At 66.7% G+C, this 15,687-nt stretch carries 12 protein-coding genes and 1 tRNA gene; 8 read left to right on the top strand and 5 right to left on the bottom strand.

Translation table 11 applies throughout. The features are described from left to right. The first annotated feature begins 41 nt into the window (after positions 1–41). The gene (gene ubiG / locus DK847_RS19730; RefSeq protein WP_111200267.1) at positions 42–782 is read left to right on the top strand and encodes a bifunctional 2-polyprenyl-6-hydroxyphenol methylase/3-demethylubiquinol 3-O-methyltransferase UbiG; all 741 of its coding nucleotides are present in this window, start codon (positions 42–44) and stop codon (positions 780–782) included. Next, positions 782–2,239 carry a xylulokinase gene (gene xylB / locus DK847_RS19725; protein WP_111200266.1) on the top strand — a complete coding sequence of 486 codons (1,458 nt, stop codon included), beginning with the start codon at positions 782–784 and terminating at the stop codon, positions 2,237–2,239. The genes ubiG and xylB overlap by 1 nt, the downstream gene beginning before the upstream one ends. On the opposite strand, the gene DK847_RS19720 is transcribed toward xylB, so the two are convergent. Further along, the gene (locus DK847_RS19720; protein WP_111200265.1) at positions 2,240–2,497 is read right to left on the bottom strand and encodes a DUF1127 domain-containing protein; all 258 of its coding nucleotides are present in this window, start codon (positions 2,495–2,497) and stop codon (positions 2,240–2,242) included. Positions 2,498–2,601: 104 nt separating this feature from the next. Between DK847_RS19720 and DK847_RS19715 the strand changes: the two genes are divergently transcribed. From DK847_RS19715 to groL, 3 genes are all read left to right on the top strand, one after another. Then, entirely contained in the window at positions 2,602–3,993 is a 1,392-nt protein-coding gene (locus DK847_RS19715) for an aminotransferase-like domain-containing protein (RefSeq protein WP_111200264.1), read from the top strand. A 191-nt stretch (positions 3,994–4,184) separates the two neighbouring features. Continuing rightward, positions 4,185–4,472 carry a co-chaperone GroES gene (gene groES / locus DK847_RS19710; RefSeq protein WP_111200263.1) on the top strand — a complete coding sequence of 96 codons (288 nt, stop codon included), beginning with the start codon at positions 4,185–4,187 and terminating at the stop codon, positions 4,470–4,472. A 54-nt stretch (positions 4,473–4,526) separates the two neighbouring features. Beyond that, complete coding sequence (gene groL / locus DK847_RS19705) at positions 4,527–6,170, top strand: chaperonin GroEL (protein WP_111200262.1); 1,644 nt, start codon at positions 4,527–4,529, stop codon at positions 6,168–6,170. Positions 6,171–6,370: 200 nt separating this feature from the next. Here the strand turns inward: groL and DK847_RS19700 are convergent, their stop codons facing one another. The 3 genes from DK847_RS19700 to DK847_RS19690 are packed head-to-tail and all read right to left on the bottom strand — an operon-like array spanning position 6,371 to position 10,788. Beyond that, the gene (locus tag DK847_RS19700; RefSeq protein WP_161957399.1) at positions 6,371–7,840 is read right to left on the bottom strand and encodes an arabinofuranosidase catalytic domain-containing protein; all 1,470 of its coding nucleotides are present in this window, start codon (positions 7,838–7,840) and stop codon (positions 6,371–6,373) included. Beyond that, the gene (locus DK847_RS19695) at positions 7,830–8,846 is read right to left on the bottom strand and encodes a hypothetical protein (RefSeq protein WP_146256201.1); all 1,017 of its coding nucleotides are present in this window, start codon (positions 8,844–8,846) and stop codon (positions 7,830–7,832) included. Before DK847_RS19695 ends, DK847_RS19700 begins: the two co-directional genes overlap by 11 nt. Next, a complete protein-coding gene (locus DK847_RS19690; protein ID WP_161957398.1) occupies positions 8,836–10,788 on the bottom strand; it encodes an inverse autotransporter beta domain-containing protein in 1,953 nt (650 codons plus the stop codon). Before DK847_RS19690 ends, DK847_RS19695 begins: the two co-directional genes overlap by 11 nt. Positions 10,789–11,379: 591 nt before the next feature. Between DK847_RS19690 and DK847_RS19685 the strand changes: the two genes are divergently transcribed. Further along, positions 11,380–11,456, top strand: a tRNA-Arg gene (locus DK847_RS19685). Between the two features lie 345 nt (positions 11,457–11,801). Here DK847_RS19685 and DK847_RS19680 read toward each other — a convergent pair. Further along, positions 11,802–12,674, bottom strand: a complete 873-nt coding sequence (locus DK847_RS19680) for a LysR family transcriptional regulator (protein WP_111200258.1) — start codon at positions 12,672–12,674, stop codon at positions 11,802–11,804. A gap of 92 nt (positions 12,675–12,766) precedes the next feature. On the opposite strand from DK847_RS19680, the gene DK847_RS19675 reads away from it, so the two are divergent. Both DK847_RS19675 and DK847_RS19670 read left to right on the top strand, forming a co-directional pair. Further along, entirely contained in the window at positions 12,767–13,711 is a 945-nt protein-coding gene (locus DK847_RS19675) for an NAD(P)-dependent oxidoreductase (RefSeq protein ID WP_111200257.1), read from the top strand. Between the two features lie 325 nt (positions 13,712–14,036). Then, entirely contained in the window at positions 14,037–15,680 is a 1,644-nt protein-coding gene (locus DK847_RS19670) for an ABC transporter substrate-binding protein (RefSeq protein WP_111200256.1), read from the top strand. The last annotated feature ends 7 nt before the right edge of the window (positions 15,681–15,687 follow it).

Here is a 15,687-nt window from a genome sequence, read left to right as displayed (position 1 = left end):
GCTTATGCAATAATGCCCAAAGCATAAAATTGGATTTCAGAATGACCGCTGCCGCCCCCTCCCTCGACCCCTCGGAAGTTGCCAAGTTCTCGGCCATGGCGGCCGAATGGTGGAACCCCAAGGGCAAGTTCGGGGTGCTCCATGTGTTCAACCCCGTCCGGTTGCAGTTCATCAAGGAACAGGTGACGGCCAGGCTGGCGCGCGACCCCCTCGAGCGGGAGCCCTTCGCCGGCCTGCGGTTCCTCGACATCGGCTGCGGCGGGGGTCTCCTGACCGAGCCGATGGCGAGGCTCGGGGCCTCCATCACCGGGGTCGACCCCTCCGAGCGCAACATCAAGACGGCCTCGGTCCACCGCGACGAAATGGGCCTCGAGATCGACTATCGCGTCGGCACCGCGGAAGACCTCGCCGCGGCGGGCGAGCAGTTCGACGTGATCCTCAACATGGAGGTGATCGAGCACGTGGCGGACCCGCAGGCTTTCGTTCGCACCTGCGCCGCCATGCTGAAGCCGGGGGGCCTGATGTTCGTCGCCACCCTCAACCGCACGCTGAAGTCCTTCGGGCTTGCAATCGTGGGTGCGGAATATGTGCTGGGCTGGCTTCCCAAGGGCACGCACCAGTGGGAGAAGTTCATCACCCCCGCCGAGCTCAAGGGCTGGCTGGCCGACAACGGCCTTTCGACGCGCGAGGAACTGGGCGTCACCTACAGCCCTTTCACACGGGCGTGGAAGGTGAGCCGTGACATGGACGTGAACTACATGCTGGTGGCCCAGAAGGCCTGATGTATCTCGGCATCGATATCGGCACCTCCTCCGTCAAGGCGGTGGTGGTGGACGGGGAGCAGGCCATCCTTGCCACGGCGACGGCACCGCTCGCCGTCTCGCGGCCGAAGGAGCTGTGGTCGGAGCAGAGCCCCGAGGACTGGTGGGCGGCGGTCGAGCAGGCGGTGGGCGAGCTACGCCCCAAGGCGGGCAAGGCCTGGGGTGAGATCAAGGCCATCGGGCTTTCGGGCCAGATGCATGGCGCGGTGCTGCTGGACGAGGCTGGCCGGCCTGTTCGTCCCGCGATCCTGCACAATGACGGGCGCTCGCATGCGGAGGCGGCCGAACTGAATGCGAAGCTTCCCGAGATCGGCACCATCGCGGGTGTACCCGCCATGCCCGGCTTCGCGGCGCCGAAACTCCTCTGGATCGCGCGCTATGAGCCGGATGCGATCGGCCGGGCGCAGCATTTGCTGCTGCCCAAGGACTATGTGCGCTTCCGCATGACGCATGGCTTCGCCACCGACATGTGCGACGCCTCCGGCGCATTGCTGCTCGATGGCGCGACGCGGGCCTGGTCGCCCGAGATCGCGGCCGCGGTGGGCATTCCGCTCGCCATGCTGCCGACGCCGCTCGAAGGCTCGGCCGTTTCCGGCCTGCTGCAGGGCGACGTGGCCAAGGCCTGGGGCCTGCCGCCCGGCATCATCGTCGCCACCGGGGCGGGTGATGCGGCGGCGGGGGCTGTCGCCTCCGGCGCGGTGAACGAGGGCGATGCCTTCATCTCGCTCGGCACGGCGACACAGTATTTCGTGGCGCGGGAAAGCTACCGCCCGGCACCCGAGCACCTGATCCACACCTTCTGCCATGCACTTCCCGGCCGCTGGTTCCAGATGGCGGCCCTGCTCAATGGCGCGGGCGCGCTGGCCTGGGCGGCGGGGCTGATGGGGCGCGAGGATATCGGCCAGCTGCTGGCGGACACCGAGACGGCTTTCACCGGCCCCTCGCCCGTGCTGTTCCTGCCCTATCTCTCGGGAGAGCGGACGCCGCACAACAAGCCCCAGGCCAAGGGCGTGCTGTTCGGGCTGACGCCGGCGACGACGCCGGAACAGGTGACGCAGGCCGTGCTGGAAGGCGTGTCCCTGTCACTCGCCGATGCGCAGGGCTATCTCGAGGCCACCGGCCCCCTGCCCGACCGGATCGCCGTCAATGGCGGCGGGTCGAAGAGCCGCTTCTGGATGAAGATCCTCGCCAGCGCGCTGAACAGGACCGTGCTCCTGCAGGAGGGCTCGGAAGCCGGCCCCGCCTTCGGCGCGGCCCGGCTGGCAAGGCTGGCCGCAACGGGGGAAGATCCCGCCGCCGTCTGCGCCAAGCCCGCCATTGCCGCCGAAGTGGCGCCGGACCCCGCACTCGTGCCGGCCTATGCCGGGAAGCTGGTGCGGTTCCGGGCGCTCTACAAGGCCGTCGAGCCCCTGTTCTGATCAGGCGCGCCGGGTGCCCCGGGCGCGGGTTTCGCGCAGGCGGTCCATCTCATGCGTCAGGTCGACGTCCAGCGGAAGCCTGCGCAGGTGGCGGAGGTCGCCGCGGGTGAGGCCGATGTCGGACAGCATGTAATCATCGAAGCGCTCCAGCCTTGCGAGGTCGCGCTTCACGAACCAGCTGCGCAGCATGCGGCGCAGCTTCGGGAAGACGAAGGCACTGTCGCGGGCGATAGACTGGGTCAGGATGAAGTCGCGCATGGGATCACCGATTGTATCTATTGTATCGAAATTCAACGCTTGATATTGCCGTATTTCTACGATACTGTATCGATACAATCCTGCACAAGTGAAACATTGTCCTGATGACAATTTGGTTGCCCCAGCTTCGCCGCGCGCGTCCGCTTTACATCGAAATCGCCGAGGCAATCCGCGAGGATGCCCACAATGGCCGCCTCAGGCCGGGTGACCGGCTGCCGCCGCAACGCGAGCTTGCCTATCGGCTGGGCGTCACCACCGGTACGGTGACCAGGGCCTATGCCGAGGCAGAGAAGATGGGGCTGCTGTCGGGCGAGGTGGGCCGTGGCAGCTATCTGAAGGCGCCTTCCCCCGCCGCCGCCCCCTTCACGCCGCTGCGGCGCGAATCCGGCGGGCTGATCGACCTGTCGCTTGCCACCGCGCCGCCGGTGACCGAGGCCGCAGCACTCGACCGCACGCTCGAGCAGGTGACGCAATCCGCCGGGCGGCTGGACCTGCTGCAATATCCCCCACCCGAGGGCTACCCCCTGCATCGCCGGATGGGCGCCTCATGGCTGGCGCGCAGCGGCATCACGGTCGACCAGGGCCGCGTGGTGGTGACGGCCGGCGCCCAGGCGGCGATCATCGCGGTGCTTTCCTCCATCACCCAGCCGGGCGACCGGATGTTCGTCGAGAGCCTGAACTACCCCACCATCAAGGGCATCGCCCGGCACCTCGGTGTGACGCTCGTGCCCATCGAGATGGATGACGGCGGGCTGGTGCCGGAGGCCCTCGACCGGGCCGCGCGCAATGGCGAGGCCCGGCTTCTCTACATCGTGCCCACGCTGCAGAGCCCGACCTCGGCCAGCCTCGACCTGGGGCGGCGGCAGGCCATCGTCGACATCGCCCGGCGCAGCAGCATGACCATCATCGAGGACGACCTGTTCCGCCTGCTCGATCCGCGCCTGCAGCCGCCGAGCCTGTTCAGCCTGGCACCGGAGCGGACCTATCACCTCACCAGCGTGTCCAAGACGCTGGCCCCCGGCCTGCGGGTCGGTTTCATGGTGGGCCCCGAGGGGCGGGAGGATTCACTGGTGCGCCAGCAGACGGTGACCGGCGGCCGCTCGGTGGGGCTGGCGGCGGAAGTGGTGCGGCACTGGATCGAGTCCGACACGGCCTCGCGCATCCTCACCGCCATCATCGCCGAGAATGCCGCGAGGCGCGCCCTGGCGCTGGAGGCCTTCCGCAGCCGCACCCTGCTGTGTGCGCCGGGTTCGCCCTTCCTGTGGCTGAGGCTGCCCGACCAGTGGGAACCGGGCGAATTCGCCCGCGCCACCCAGGACCGGGGGGTGAAGGTGACCCCGGGCACCGCCTTCGCCATCGACCGGCGGTCGGACGACCGGGCCGTGCGGGTGTGCTTCTCGGGCGCGGCCTCGCGCGAGGAACTCTCGCGGGCGCTGCGGATCATCGACGGCCTCGTCGACGAGGACCCCGGCGAGCGGCTGCGGCCGGTCGCCTGACACGATTTCGCCCCTGAGTGCGAAATTTAACCTTGGGCCGGGCGGACCTCTTGACGGAACCCTCTCCCCGCCATATCTCCTCTGCCAGCTGTTAGCACTCGAGACTCTTGAGTGCTAACAGGGCTGCCCTCCCGAGGGAGAGGGCGGTTCAAAACCTCAAATAATGTAAATATGACGAGGAGTTAGCCGACATGAAATTCCGTCCTCTGCACGACCGCGTGGTTGTCAAGCGCGTCGACGAAGACACCAAGACCAAGGGCGGCATCATCATTCCGGAGACCGCGCAGGAGAAGCCGATGCAGGGCGAGATCATCGCCGTGGGTCCGGGTGCGCGTGACGAGTCCGGCAAGATCGTTGCCCTCGACGTGAAGAAGGGCGACCGCGTCCTCTTCGGCAAGTGGTCGGGCACGGAAGTCAAGATCGACGGTACCGAGTACCTGATCATGAAGGAATCCGACATCATGGGCATCGTCGGCTAAGCCACGAAGCCCTTTTCCGCCCAGTAATCAATCAGTTAAGTACGAGGAACAGACATGGCTGCCAAAGAAGTCCGTTTTGCCGCCGATGCCCGTGAGCGCATGCTGCGCGGCGTCGACATTCTCGCCAACGCGGTGAAGGTGACGCTCGGTCCCAAGGGCCGCAACGTGGTGATCGACAAGTCCTTCGGCGCTCCGCGCACCACCAAGGACGGCGTGACCGTCGCGAAGGAGATCGAGCTCGAGGACAAGTTCGAGAACATGGGCGCCCAGATGGTCCGTGAGGTCGCTTCCAAGACCAACGACCTCGCCGGCGACGGCACCACCACCGCCACCGTCCTCACCCAGGCGATCGTCCGCGAGGGTGCCAAGAACGTGGCCGCCGGCATGAACCCGATGGACCTGAAGCGCGGCGTCGACATGGCTGTCGCTGTCGCCATCGAGGACATCAAGAAGCGCGCCAAGAAGATCAAGGGCACGGCTGAAGTCGCCCAGGTCGGCACCATCTCGGCCAATGGCGAGAAGGCCATCGGCGACATGATCGCCGAGGCGATGCAGAAGGTCGGCAACGAGGGTGTGATCACCGTCGAGGAAGCCAAGACCGCCGACACCGAGCTCGACGTCGTCGAAGGCATGCAGTTCGACCGCGGCTATCTCTCGCCCTACTTCATCACCAACGCCGACAAGATGATCGCCGAGCTCGACGAGGCCTACATCCTGCTGCACGAGAAGAAGCTCTCCTCGCTGCAGTCGATGCTCCCCGTCCTCGAGGCTGTCGTGCAGACCTCGAAGCCGCTGCTCATCATCGCCGAGGACATCGAGGGCGAAGCCCTTGCCACCCTCGTCGTCAACAAGCTGCGTGGCGGCCTCAAGGTCGCGGCCGTCAAGGCTCCGGGCTTCGGTGACCGCCGCAAGGCCATGCTTGAGGACATCGCTGTCCTGACGGGCGGCCAGGTGATCTCGGAAGACCTCGGCATCAAGCTCGAGAACGTGACGCTCGACATGCTCGGCCGCGCCAAGCGCGTGAAGATCGAGAAGGAGAACACCACGATCGTCGACGGTGCCGGCAAGAAGGCCGACATCCAGGGCCGTTGCGCCCAGATCAAGGCGCAGATCGAGGAGACCACCTCGGACTACGACCGCGAGAAGCTGCAGGAGCGTCTCGCCAAGCTTGCGGGCGGTGTTGCCGTCATCAAGGTCGGCGGCGCCACCGAAGTGGAAGTCAAGGAGCGCAAGGACCGCGTTGACGACGCGCTGAACGCCACCCGCGCTGCGGTGGAAGAAGGCATCGTCCCCGGCGGCGGCATCGCGCTGCTGCGCGCCAAGAAGGCGGTCGCTGCCCTGAAGTCGTCGAACGCCGACATCCAGGCCGGCATCAACATCGTGTCGAAGGCTCTCGAAGCCCCGATCCGCCAGATCTCCGAGAACGCGGGCGTCGAAGGCTCGATCGTCGTCGGCAAGGTGCTGGAGAAGGAAGGCAACTTCGGCTTCGACGCGCAGAACGAAGAGTACGGCGACATGGTGGCCAAGGGCATCATCGACCCGGCCAAGGTCGTGCGCATCGCGCTGCAGGACGCCGCCTCGGTGTCGTCGCTCCTCATCACCACGGAAGCGATGATCGCCGAGAAGCCCAAGGACAAGGCCCCCGCGGGCATGCCGCCGGGCGGCATGGGCGGCGGCATGGGTGGCATGGACTTCTAAGTCCGACGCTCAGCCACAGGCTGAAACACAGAACCCCGGGAGAAATCCCGGGGTTTTTCGTTGGTGCGAGCCTCTTGGCCCTTTTCACTCCCGTCATCCTGCCCAGGCTTGACCCGGGCATCCTCTTCGGGTCCCGGAAAAGATCGCCGGGTCTAACCCGGCGAAGATGAAAACATGGACAGTCCGTGAGCAGATGACTTCTAAGGTACGCTGATGCCGTAATGGGCGCCCTGGTTGCGCTCGAGCACGAGGCGGTTGGCACTGGACAGGCTTGAATTGAAGAACACCGCCTCGGAGATGGTGCCGATCCAGTCGCCCGCGCTGTTCTGCCCGCCGATGGCAAAGGGAGCGCCGGACCCCACGAAGCCGGAGGGCCCCGATGCCGTGACTACGCCGTCCAGCACGCCCGAGATCGTGGACCCCGGGCCGGAGAGCATGGTGACGATGCGTTGCTGCGTCGTCACGCCTGTAACCGTCAGGGCGCCGGCATTGACATTGGCCACGGTGAAACTGGCGCCGCCCGCCACGGCGCGGATGAGGCGGCCGCCGCCCGCCGTCCGGTCGCCGAGGATATGGCGACTGATCGAGGTGTCCGTCGACCGGGCGACGGCGTTGATGGTGGCCTGAATGGTCTGGCCGGTGATGGCGGGTGCGACGAGCGAGAGACCGGCGGCGGTGAAGCGCAGCGCGGGCTTGCCGCCTTCCGTTTCCGTTGCACCGCCGGCGAAGAGGCGCGGCTGCGCCGTGGTGGTGGCCTGCACGGCATCGCGGCTGTTGCCACTCTGGTCGTAGAGGGTCGACACGAAGCACGAGGTGCCGCTGCAGAAGGTGCCGAGCGTGGCGGTGTCGAGGCTGCCGGCGATGGTGGCGGGGATGGTCTGCTCGGTGTTGTCGGAGGCGCGGCGCACGCGAAGCAGCGGGCCGGAATAGCCGCCCGACAGCCGCCGCAAAGCAAAGGCGGCGGCAGATGCCGGAAGGGCGTCGAGCACGCCGGTGAAACTCGTTGCCGCGGTGGCGGTGCGCGCCGCGCCGGTGCCGCCAGCAGCGGTGGACACGGTGACGGAGAGCGTGAGCGTGCCGGCCGGCAATGCGGAGACATCGAGCCCCGTGACGGCGTGCGCAGCACCCGAGATGGTGCCTGAGCCGCTGACACTGCCCGCGCCGCCACTCGAGGTGATGGCGTAGGTGAAGCTGGCACCGGTGGGCGCCTTGGCGATGGTGAAACCCACCGCGCTGGCATTGGCCGCCGTGATCGTACCGGTGGTGAAAGCGGCCGTATAGGTCTGGACCTTGAGGGCCGACGTGTCCGGCAGGGTGAAGGTAAGCGGGTTGGCGGGGTTTCCCACCTGGTCGGCGATGCTGCCGCCCGCGAGATCGATCGGCGACACGAGGGTGATGCCATTGCCATCGAAATCGCCCGCCTGCACCGCGTAGCTGAAGGTGAGCGCCGTACCGCCCGAACCCGCCGCATAGGTGGCATGGCGGGTGACGCCCCCCACGTCGATGGCGATGCGCGGCGTGCCGGTGACGACCACGGACTCGCTCGCCGTCACGGTGAAGGCCAGCGTCGCGGCGGCGGCCGGGCCGGCGGGAAGGGCGAGCATGGCGGCAAGCCATGCGCACTGGCGGCGCAGCGCGACACGCCACACCGGGCGATGCTCAGAGATCATCATAGGTGCCGGCCGCTGGCGGCGTGACGGAGACGATGGTGGGAGATGCCGTATCCTTGAGGGCGGTTGCGGTGGCCGCGGCGCCGGCATTGCCCACAGTGTCGGTGAGTGTCACCGAGAGAGTGAGCGTGCCATCGCCCAGGCCTGAGAGGTCGAGCCCGGTGATCTGCTGCGGGTCGGCACTCACCGTGCCGCTGCCGGTCACCGGCACGCCGCCGCCGGAGCTGCCGATCGCGTAGCTGTAGCTGGCGCCGATCTCGCCGCCTGTCAGCTCGAAGCCGGCGGCGGAACTGTTCAGCGACGTGACGGGGCTGGTGAGGAAGGCGGCGGAATATCCCGACGGCGCCACATTGTCGAAGGCCGCGGTGGCCTGGCGTGCTGCACCGGTGCCGCCCGCCGCAGTGGACACGGTGACCGACAGCGTGAGCGTGCCGACGGCAAGGCTGGTGACGTCGACACCGCTCACCACCTGCGGGCTGGCGCTGATCGTGCCGGATCCGGTGACGGTGCCCGCCCCGCCACTCGAGGTGATGCTGTAGCTGTAGCTGCCGCCCGGCGGCGCCTTGGCGATGCGGAAGGACAGCGCAGCGGCGTTGGCGCTGGTGACCGTCGCGGTGTCGAAGGCGGCCGTATAGGTCTGGATGCGGATGCCGGACGTGTCGGGTGCCGTGAAGGCGAGGCTGCCGACGGCATTGCCCGACGCATCCGTCAGGCTGCCGCCATTGAGATCGAGCGGCGGCACCAGGCTGATGCCGTTGGCATCGAAATCCCCTGCCCCGACCGCATAGCTGAAGGTGAGTGCCGTGGTGCCGGAGCCCGCCGTGTAATCGGCATGGCGGGTGACGCCGCCCACGTCGATGGCGAGCCGCGGCGTGCCGGTGACGATCACCGGCTTGCTGGTGGTGAGCGTGAAATCCAGCGTCGCCGCCGATGCGGCGGTGCTCATCACGTAGAGCATGGCAAGCAGGCCAGGGACGCGGCGCAGGCGGGCCAGTCTAGAGATCATCATAGTCTCCCGGCGCCGGCGCTGTGACGGAGAGAATGACCGGCGCATCATTCGTCTTGGCCATGGTGGCCGTTGCGGGGCTGCCCGGATTGCCGAGCGCATCGCTGAGGGTGACGGTGAGGGTGAGCGTGCCGTCGCCAAGGCCCGTCAGGTCGAGCCCGGTGACCTGCTGGCTGGCGGAGGTGATGGTGCCGCTGCCGGAAACCGGCGTCCCGCCGCCGGAGCTGGTGATGGTGAAGGCGTAGCTGGCGCCGGGCTCCGCCCCGCTGACCGCGAAGCCCGCCGCGCTGGCCGGCAGCGGCAGGAAGGACACGGAATAGCCAGATGGCGCGGCGCTGTCGAAGCTGACGCTCGCCAGGTTCGAGGCCTCGTTGGGCTTGCCGCTCGCCGCGGCGGTGGTGGCCCCGGCCGGTACCTGCAGCGTGACGTCGCCCTGCCCTGCGGGCGTGACGTCGAGCGTCCAGGTGATGTTGTCGTCGCTGCGCAGGTTGGCGGAACTGCCATTGCCCACGGCGAGCGCCGTGGCATCAAGACCGCTCACGGCCTCGGTGAAGCGGATCCGGAAGGCAATGGGGCTCTGGTTCGTCGGGTTGGGTCCGGGGCTCGTCGCGTCGGCACCGAGTGCGGTGGTGGACTTGGTGATCTCAGCCGTCACCTGCGGCCCCGCGGCGCCCTCGCCCGAAACGACCCCGAGGCTGAGCGTGAGGATGCCGTCCGCCAGGCCCGAGACGTCGATGCCGGTGACCGGCTGCGGATCGGCGGAGACGCGGCCCGACCCCGTGAGCGGGGCGCCGCCGCCGGAACTGGTGACGAGATAGCTGTAGCGCGCGCCGAGCGGCGCGCCCGCCAGCACGAAGCCCAGGCTTTGCTGGTTCACCGCGGTCACGCTGCCGGCGAGGAAGGCAACCGCATAGTCCTGCGGCACCGCGCGGCGCTCGGTGTGGATGAGGTTGTCGCGGTTGACGAAGGCCAGGCGGCGGTCGCGCCGGGCGCTGTCCTCGGCAGCCCCGCCATCGAAGGCCGCGGCGCCGAACTGGTAGGTGAGGCGAAGGGCGGCCGCGGCGGCGCCCGTGTCGTCGGCGGCGAAGGTGCCGCCGAGCATGATGCCGGCGCCGAGGTCATAATCCAGCATCAGCTTCAGGCCCGTGCTGTCCTGCTCCGTCCGGCGCTCCCAGCGGAAGGCCGACAGGGCGACCCGCAGGTTCTCGTTCCATGGCAGCTCGCCGGCGATGCCGGCGTCCCAGCCCGACAGCGGCCGCGCCTCGAAGCCCGGGTCGCTTCCGGTCCAGCCGCTGAGCGCCAGGTAGCGGTTGGCAAACAGCGTGAAGGTGCTGGTCGAGGCCTCGAGCCCCAGGCTCATGCGCTGGTGGCCGATGGGCCAGGCGCGGTCATAGAAGGCATTGACGCCGAACATCCAGTCGCTGCCCGGCCGCTGGTAGCGGTAGCCCAGCCCGGCATTGAGGGTGGTTTCGGCGATGTCGCTGTTCACCGCCGCTTCGAGGAAGAGGGTGTGATCGAGGGCGGCCGACTGGAACAGGGCATCGACCGTCTGCGCGCGCAGCATGGCGCGCCGGCCGGGGGACCATCCGGCCTCCACCTCGAGGTTGCGCAGGAAGGGAATGGCATGGTCCTGGCCGAACCGGGTGGCGCTGCCGGCAAGTGCTGCCACCTGCTGGTTGGCAACCGCGGCGGCCGCCTGCACCGCCGCAGCCTGCAGCTGCCGCCCGCCGGGCGCCCTGCCTTCGACGATGGCCTGCAGGGCGGCCTGCTGGCCCAGGCCCCAGGCGCCATCGAGCGTGGCGCCGAGGGGCGAGGACGCGGCATCCTCGCCGAGGAGCCGGGACGGCCGCAGGCGGTTCGCCACCGCGCCCAGAAGGGTGCCGGCAACGGCCTGGCGGACCATGCGGCCATCGAGCGGGCCCATGCCGGCTGCCTCAGCCACGGCCGGCACCTGCGCCGGTGGCGGCCCGGAGGCCGGGATCAGCCGGGGCGGCGCGCCCTGTTGGCGCACATGTCGCGGCGCCACGGCGCCGGGCAAGGCAACGGCTGGTGCGGGCCGCGGCGGAGAGGAGGCGGCCCGCGCCGGCACCCCCGGCTCGGGCCGGCCGCGCGGTGCTGCCGGCTGTTTCCACACCACGGTGATGTTGTCCCCCCGGCGGACGACATTGCCGCGCACTGCGCCACAGCACCCGGTCGGCGCCGATCTTGACCCAAGGATAGTCATGTTCCCAGTTCGATGCTCTCGTGACGCGAGACACGCCATCGTCAGGATGGAGAGGGCCAGCAGCCCGCCCGCTGCGACGCGCCTGAGCAACATGAATCCGGTTCAACATGACTGGGCATCGCCCCTTGTGCCAGCCGAAGCTTGCCCGGTGCTGGGCGCCAGACCGCCGCCGGCCTGCCCCAGAACGGCGGAATTCCATCCTGCTTTCAGGGCTTAGCCGTCACGGCGGCGGGTCACGGCAAGCCTCCTGGCGCCCCCGCAAACGCGCTTGCATTCGGCTGAGGATCAGACTAGAGACTGCCCCGGTCAGCGCCCGTAGCTCAGCTGGATAGAGCACCAGACTACGAATCTGGGGGTCATGGGTTCGAATCCTGTCGGGCGCGCCAAATCTCAGGAAAATTCTAATCAGGCAAGGCTGGCGGCGATGGCCGTCGAGGCTCGGCAAAACACGGCAGTGACGACGAGACCCGTCTATACGAAGGCTGCAGCAAACCGCAGAACGGTACGCGTACTCAATGAGCTAAATCAGGACAGCCTCAACGCAGACAGTGAAAGTCGCCGCAGGGCAATCAAAGAAAAGCCGGCCTCCTCTCATGGACGCCGGCAGGTGCTGACGAGCGGTATCATGAGAGAGGCGGCTCGCCAGTTGCACAGACAACAGCACCACCGCTCAGCGGCCGCAAGTGGTCGGTGAATCGATGCCTGCACACTCTCACTCCGACGAGATTGCCTCAGTCCCTCAAGGATACCACGCTACGCCATGCCTGTGGACCAGCCAGCGCGGAGACTTCATCCTGAAGCAGTTCGCCCAGACGGGACGGACGATGTGCGAGCAGATAGATCGGGACCGCCGGCAGAGGTGACAGTCCCTCCGCTTCGCGCCATTCGCTCAGGCCGGCGGGGGCGGTGCCCGCAGCCATAGAGGAGATGGCGAGACCAGCCCGCAACGCAGCAACGATGCCTGCATGGGTGCGGCTTTGGGTCTGGACGTACCAAGGGCGATGCCCTGCGTCGAGTGTCTCGATCATGGCGCGACGAAACACGCATCCCTCAGGATACGCGGCGAGCGGCATCACCATTGAGGGCGCTGGAAGGACGGTCTGGCCTCCGACCCAGCAAAGCGGCAGTTCAGCCTCGTAGACGCAATTGGGCGGCCGGGATGCCAGCGTCGCAAGCGCCAGGTCCAGCTGCCGTTCCTGCACACCGGAAGCGAGGTTGGCGCTCAGATCGCAGACGATCTCGATTTCGAACCCGCTGTCAGGCCCAAGGCGGGAGAGTGCGCGCGGCAGGATGCCGAGCGCATAATCATCCGGCACACCGAGGCGCAAGCGCTGGCGCGGTTTCTGGCTGCGGGTGGCAGACATCATCTCGTCATAGGCGGCCAGCACGCCCACCGCCCGGGCATAGAGTTCGGCAGCTCTTGAGGTCGGCTCCAGCCGGTGATGGCGGCGCAGAAAGAGGGTTTCACCGATTTCCGTCTCAATGAGTTTCAGCCGCATGCTCATGGCGGCCTGTGTGCAGTGCAACCGATCGGCGGCGCGCGACAGCGTACCCGCCTCGTAAATGGCGGCAAAACTCCGGAGCAGGCGCAGTTCCAGGTCCATGGCTTCAGCCTAGCTTATGATGCGCATAACGACAATTTGCTTGTGGCGGCCCGCGGCGCGGCCCCAGCATCGGACGGTCAGGGAGGCACAGCATGATCGTCGGTTTCATCGGGCTCGGGACCATGGGCAGCAATGCGGCACGCAATGTTCGGCGTGCAGGCTTCGAAATGATTGTCTACGATATCCGCCCTGAGGCCGTGGAGCGTCAATTGGAGCCGGGCGTGAGTGCCGGAACCAATCCTGCGGACGTTCTCGCCCGTGCGGATGTGACCGTCACCATGGTTTTCGGCCCGAAGGAGGTCGACCAGGTGGTGCGCGGGCCGGGCGGCTTTCTGTCATCAGACTGCAAGGGCAAGTACTGGATCGACATGACGACCTCGAGCCCGAAACTGATGCGGGCGCTGGCGGCGGAGTTCGAGGCCAGGGGTGGGCACGCCGTCGATGCGCCAGTCACCGGCTCGGTCGATGCGGCGATCCGCGGCGACATGCCGATGTTTGTCGGTGGCGATGATGCCGCAGTCGAGCACGTGCGTCCGGTAATCGAGGCCATGGGCCAGCTGCGCAAGGTGGGCCAATACGGCAACGGCTATGTCGCCAAGCTCGTCAACAACCAGCTCTGGAAAATCCATGCCGCGGCGATCGGCGAAGCCATGGTGACGGCCAAGCTTGCGGGCCTTGATCCATTGACCTGGTGGAATGTCATGAAGGGGGGCGCCGCCGACAGCTTCGTCATGAGCCACGATGTACCCTCAATCTTCGCTGGCCACTACGATCCCTCCTTCCCGATCGCTCTCTGTCTCAAGGATCTATCTCTCATCAAGGAACTGATGGACGAGGTGGGAACCCGCAACGAGCTCACTGCCGTCACCCACGCCCGCTTCAGGGAGGCGGGCGAACGCTATGGCAGCGGAGCGGGCGAAATGACGGTCTGTCGCATCATCGAGGACGATGCCGGCATCGATCTCCGCGTCGCTGGCGAATGGGTGAAGCCCTGGGAGGTCACGCACGGTGCGGCGGCAGGCAAGTCAGTCTCGTAAATCTGGCTAGCGGGAATTTTTGCAGCGCAGCATGGATGGAAGCTCTGAGTGGAATTTATCTCAAGGCGGGGCCGCATGATTTTTCCATCAAGCCGCGCAAATAAATCGTGTTAGCATTCGACAGGTGCAAGAAGAGCCACCGCCGTTTCAGACGGCGCAAGCTCCCGGCGCCCAACCAGGGAGGACCAAGGCGGCTGCCCATAGCGGCGGCAGATTGATCATTGCCGCCGACACCCGGCCGGCATCATCCAGCAAGTGATGAGCCGGACATGCCGGACACGGCGGGCACCACAGCAAGATCAAATGTCCAGGAGAGGAAACTGAGATGAAATTCTTCAAGAAGAACGGTCAGCCGCTTCCGCCGGTGATCGAGGGCTTGGCCGAGGACACCAAGGCAGGCCGCTTCAGCCGCCGCGAGTTTCTGGCCATGGCCTCGGTGTTCGGCGCCTCGGCCGCCACCGCCTACAGCATGATCGGTCTGACGCTGCCGACACCGGCGCGCGCCGACGACACGCCCAAGAAGGGCGGCATCCTCAAGATGCAGATGATCATCAAGGAGCAGAAGGACCCGCGCACCTACGACTGGTCGGAAATGGCCAATGTCACGCGCCAGGCCAATGAATATCTTGCCCGCTACACCCGCGAAGGCACCTTCACCGGGCAGCTGATCGAAAAGTGGGATGTCAACGACGATGCCACTGAATACGTGCTGCACGTGCGGCCAGGCGTGAAGTGGTCGAACGGTGACGACTTCACGGCCGATGACGTGATCTTCAACCTGACGCGCTGGGCCGACAAGAAGGCCGAGGGCAACTCGATGGCGGGTCGTATCGGCACCATGATCGATCCGAAGACAGAGAAACTGGCCGATGGTGCCGTTACCAAGGTCGACGACCATACCATCAAGCTGAAGCTCAATGCTTCCGACATCACCATCATCCCCGGCTTCTGCGACTATCCGGCGATGATCGTCCATCGCGACTGGGACAAGAACCCCGACATGCTTAAGACGCCCGGTACCGGCCCCTACGAGGTGACGGACTACCAGGTCGGCAAGCAGGCCTCGGTCCGGAAGCGCAAGGACTTCACCTGGTGGGGCGGCGACGTCAACCTCGACGGCTGCGACTTCATCGACTACGGCGCGGAGCAAAACGCCACCGTGTCCGCGCTGGAGTCGGGCGAGATCGACGCCGACTACCAGACCACCGGTGAAACTGTCGCCCTGCTCGACGGCATGGACCTGGTGAAATCAGAGGCGGTAACGGCCAATACCATCGTCATCCGCACCCACGTCACCGAGAAGCCGTTCGACGACAAGCGCATCCGCAACGCCATCCAGCTGGCGACCGACAACAACGTCATCCTGCAGCTGGGCTACAACAATGCCGGCACGGTGGGCGAGAACTTCCACGTCTGCCCGATCCACCCGGAATATTATGCCCTGCCGCCGATCAAGCGCGACGTCGAGAAGGCGAAAGCACTGGTCAAGGAAGCGGGCCTCGACAAGGAACTCGAGCTCATCTCCTATGAGTCCGACTACGTGAAGAACCCGGCCGATGTCATCGCGGAGCAGTGCCGCGAAGCCGGCATCAACGTGAAGCGTACCGTCATTCCGGGTTCGAGCTTCTGGAATGACTGGACCAAGTATCCGTGGTCGACGACCGAGTGGAACATGCGTCCGCTGGGCGTGCAGGTCCTTGCCCTCGCCTACCGCAGCGGCGAGGCCTGGAACGAGTCGGGTTATTCGGACCCTGAGTTCGACAAGAAGCTCAACGCCGCACTGGCCGTGGCCGACGCCGGCAAGCGCAAGGAGATGATGAAGGACATCGAGATGACGCTGCAGGACTCGGGCATCATCGTTCAGCCCTTCTGGCGCTCGCTCTACCGTCACACCAAGCCTTACGTGAAGAACTTCGAGATTCACCCGACCTTCGAAATCCAGATCGACCAGGTCTGGCTCGACAAGTAACACGTCA

The sequence above is a fragment of the Aestuariivirga litoralis genome (genome assembly GCF_003234965.1).
GTDB lineage: Bacteria > Pseudomonadota > Alphaproteobacteria > Rhizobiales > Aestuariivirgaceae > Aestuariivirga > Aestuariivirga litoralis.
Note: the sequence above shows the minus strand (reverse complement) of the source record. Positions and strands in the feature narration are given on the sequence as shown.

Bases quoted from the DNA above. Each gene is read 5' to 3' on its own strand.
- DK847_RS19670 (WP_111200256.1), top strand. From the start codon at position 14,037: ATGAAATTCTTCAAGAAGAACGGTCAGCCGCTTCCGCCGGTGATCGAG.
- DK847_RS19720 (WP_111200265.1), bottom strand. From the start codon at position 2,497: ATGCGCGACTTCATCCTGACCCAGTCTATCGCCCGCGACAGTGCCTTC.
- DK847_RS19700 (WP_161957399.1), bottom strand. From the start codon at position 7,840: ATGATCTCTGAGCATCGCCCGGTGTGGCGTGTCGCGCTGCGCCGCCAG.
- ubiG (WP_111200267.1), top strand. From the start codon at position 42: ATGACCGCTGCCGCCCCCTCCCTCGACCCCTCGGAAGTTGCCAAGTTC.
- DK847_RS19680 (WP_111200258.1), bottom strand. From the start codon at position 12,674: ATGGACCTGGAACTGCGCCTGCTCCGGAGTTTTGCCGCCATTTACGAG.
- groL (WP_111200262.1), top strand. From the start codon at position 4,527: ATGGCTGCCAAAGAAGTCCGTTTTGCCGCCGATGCCCGTGAGCGCATG.
- DK847_RS19715 (WP_111200264.1), top strand. From the start codon at position 2,602: ATGACAATTTGGTTGCCCCAGCTTCGCCGCGCGCGTCCGCTTTACATC.
- groES (WP_111200263.1), top strand. From the start codon at position 4,185: ATGAAATTCCGTCCTCTGCACGACCGCGTGGTTGTCAAGCGCGTCGAC.
- DK847_RS19675 (WP_111200257.1), top strand. From the start codon at position 12,767: ATGATCGTCGGTTTCATCGGGCTCGGGACCATGGGCAGCAATGCGGCA.
- DK847_RS19695 (WP_146256201.1), bottom strand. From the start codon at position 8,846: ATGATCTCTAGACTGGCCCGCCTGCGCCGCGTCCCTGGCCTGCTTGCC.
- xylB (WP_111200266.1), top strand. From the start codon at position 782: ATGTATCTCGGCATCGATATCGGCACCTCCTCCGTCAAGGCGGTGGTG.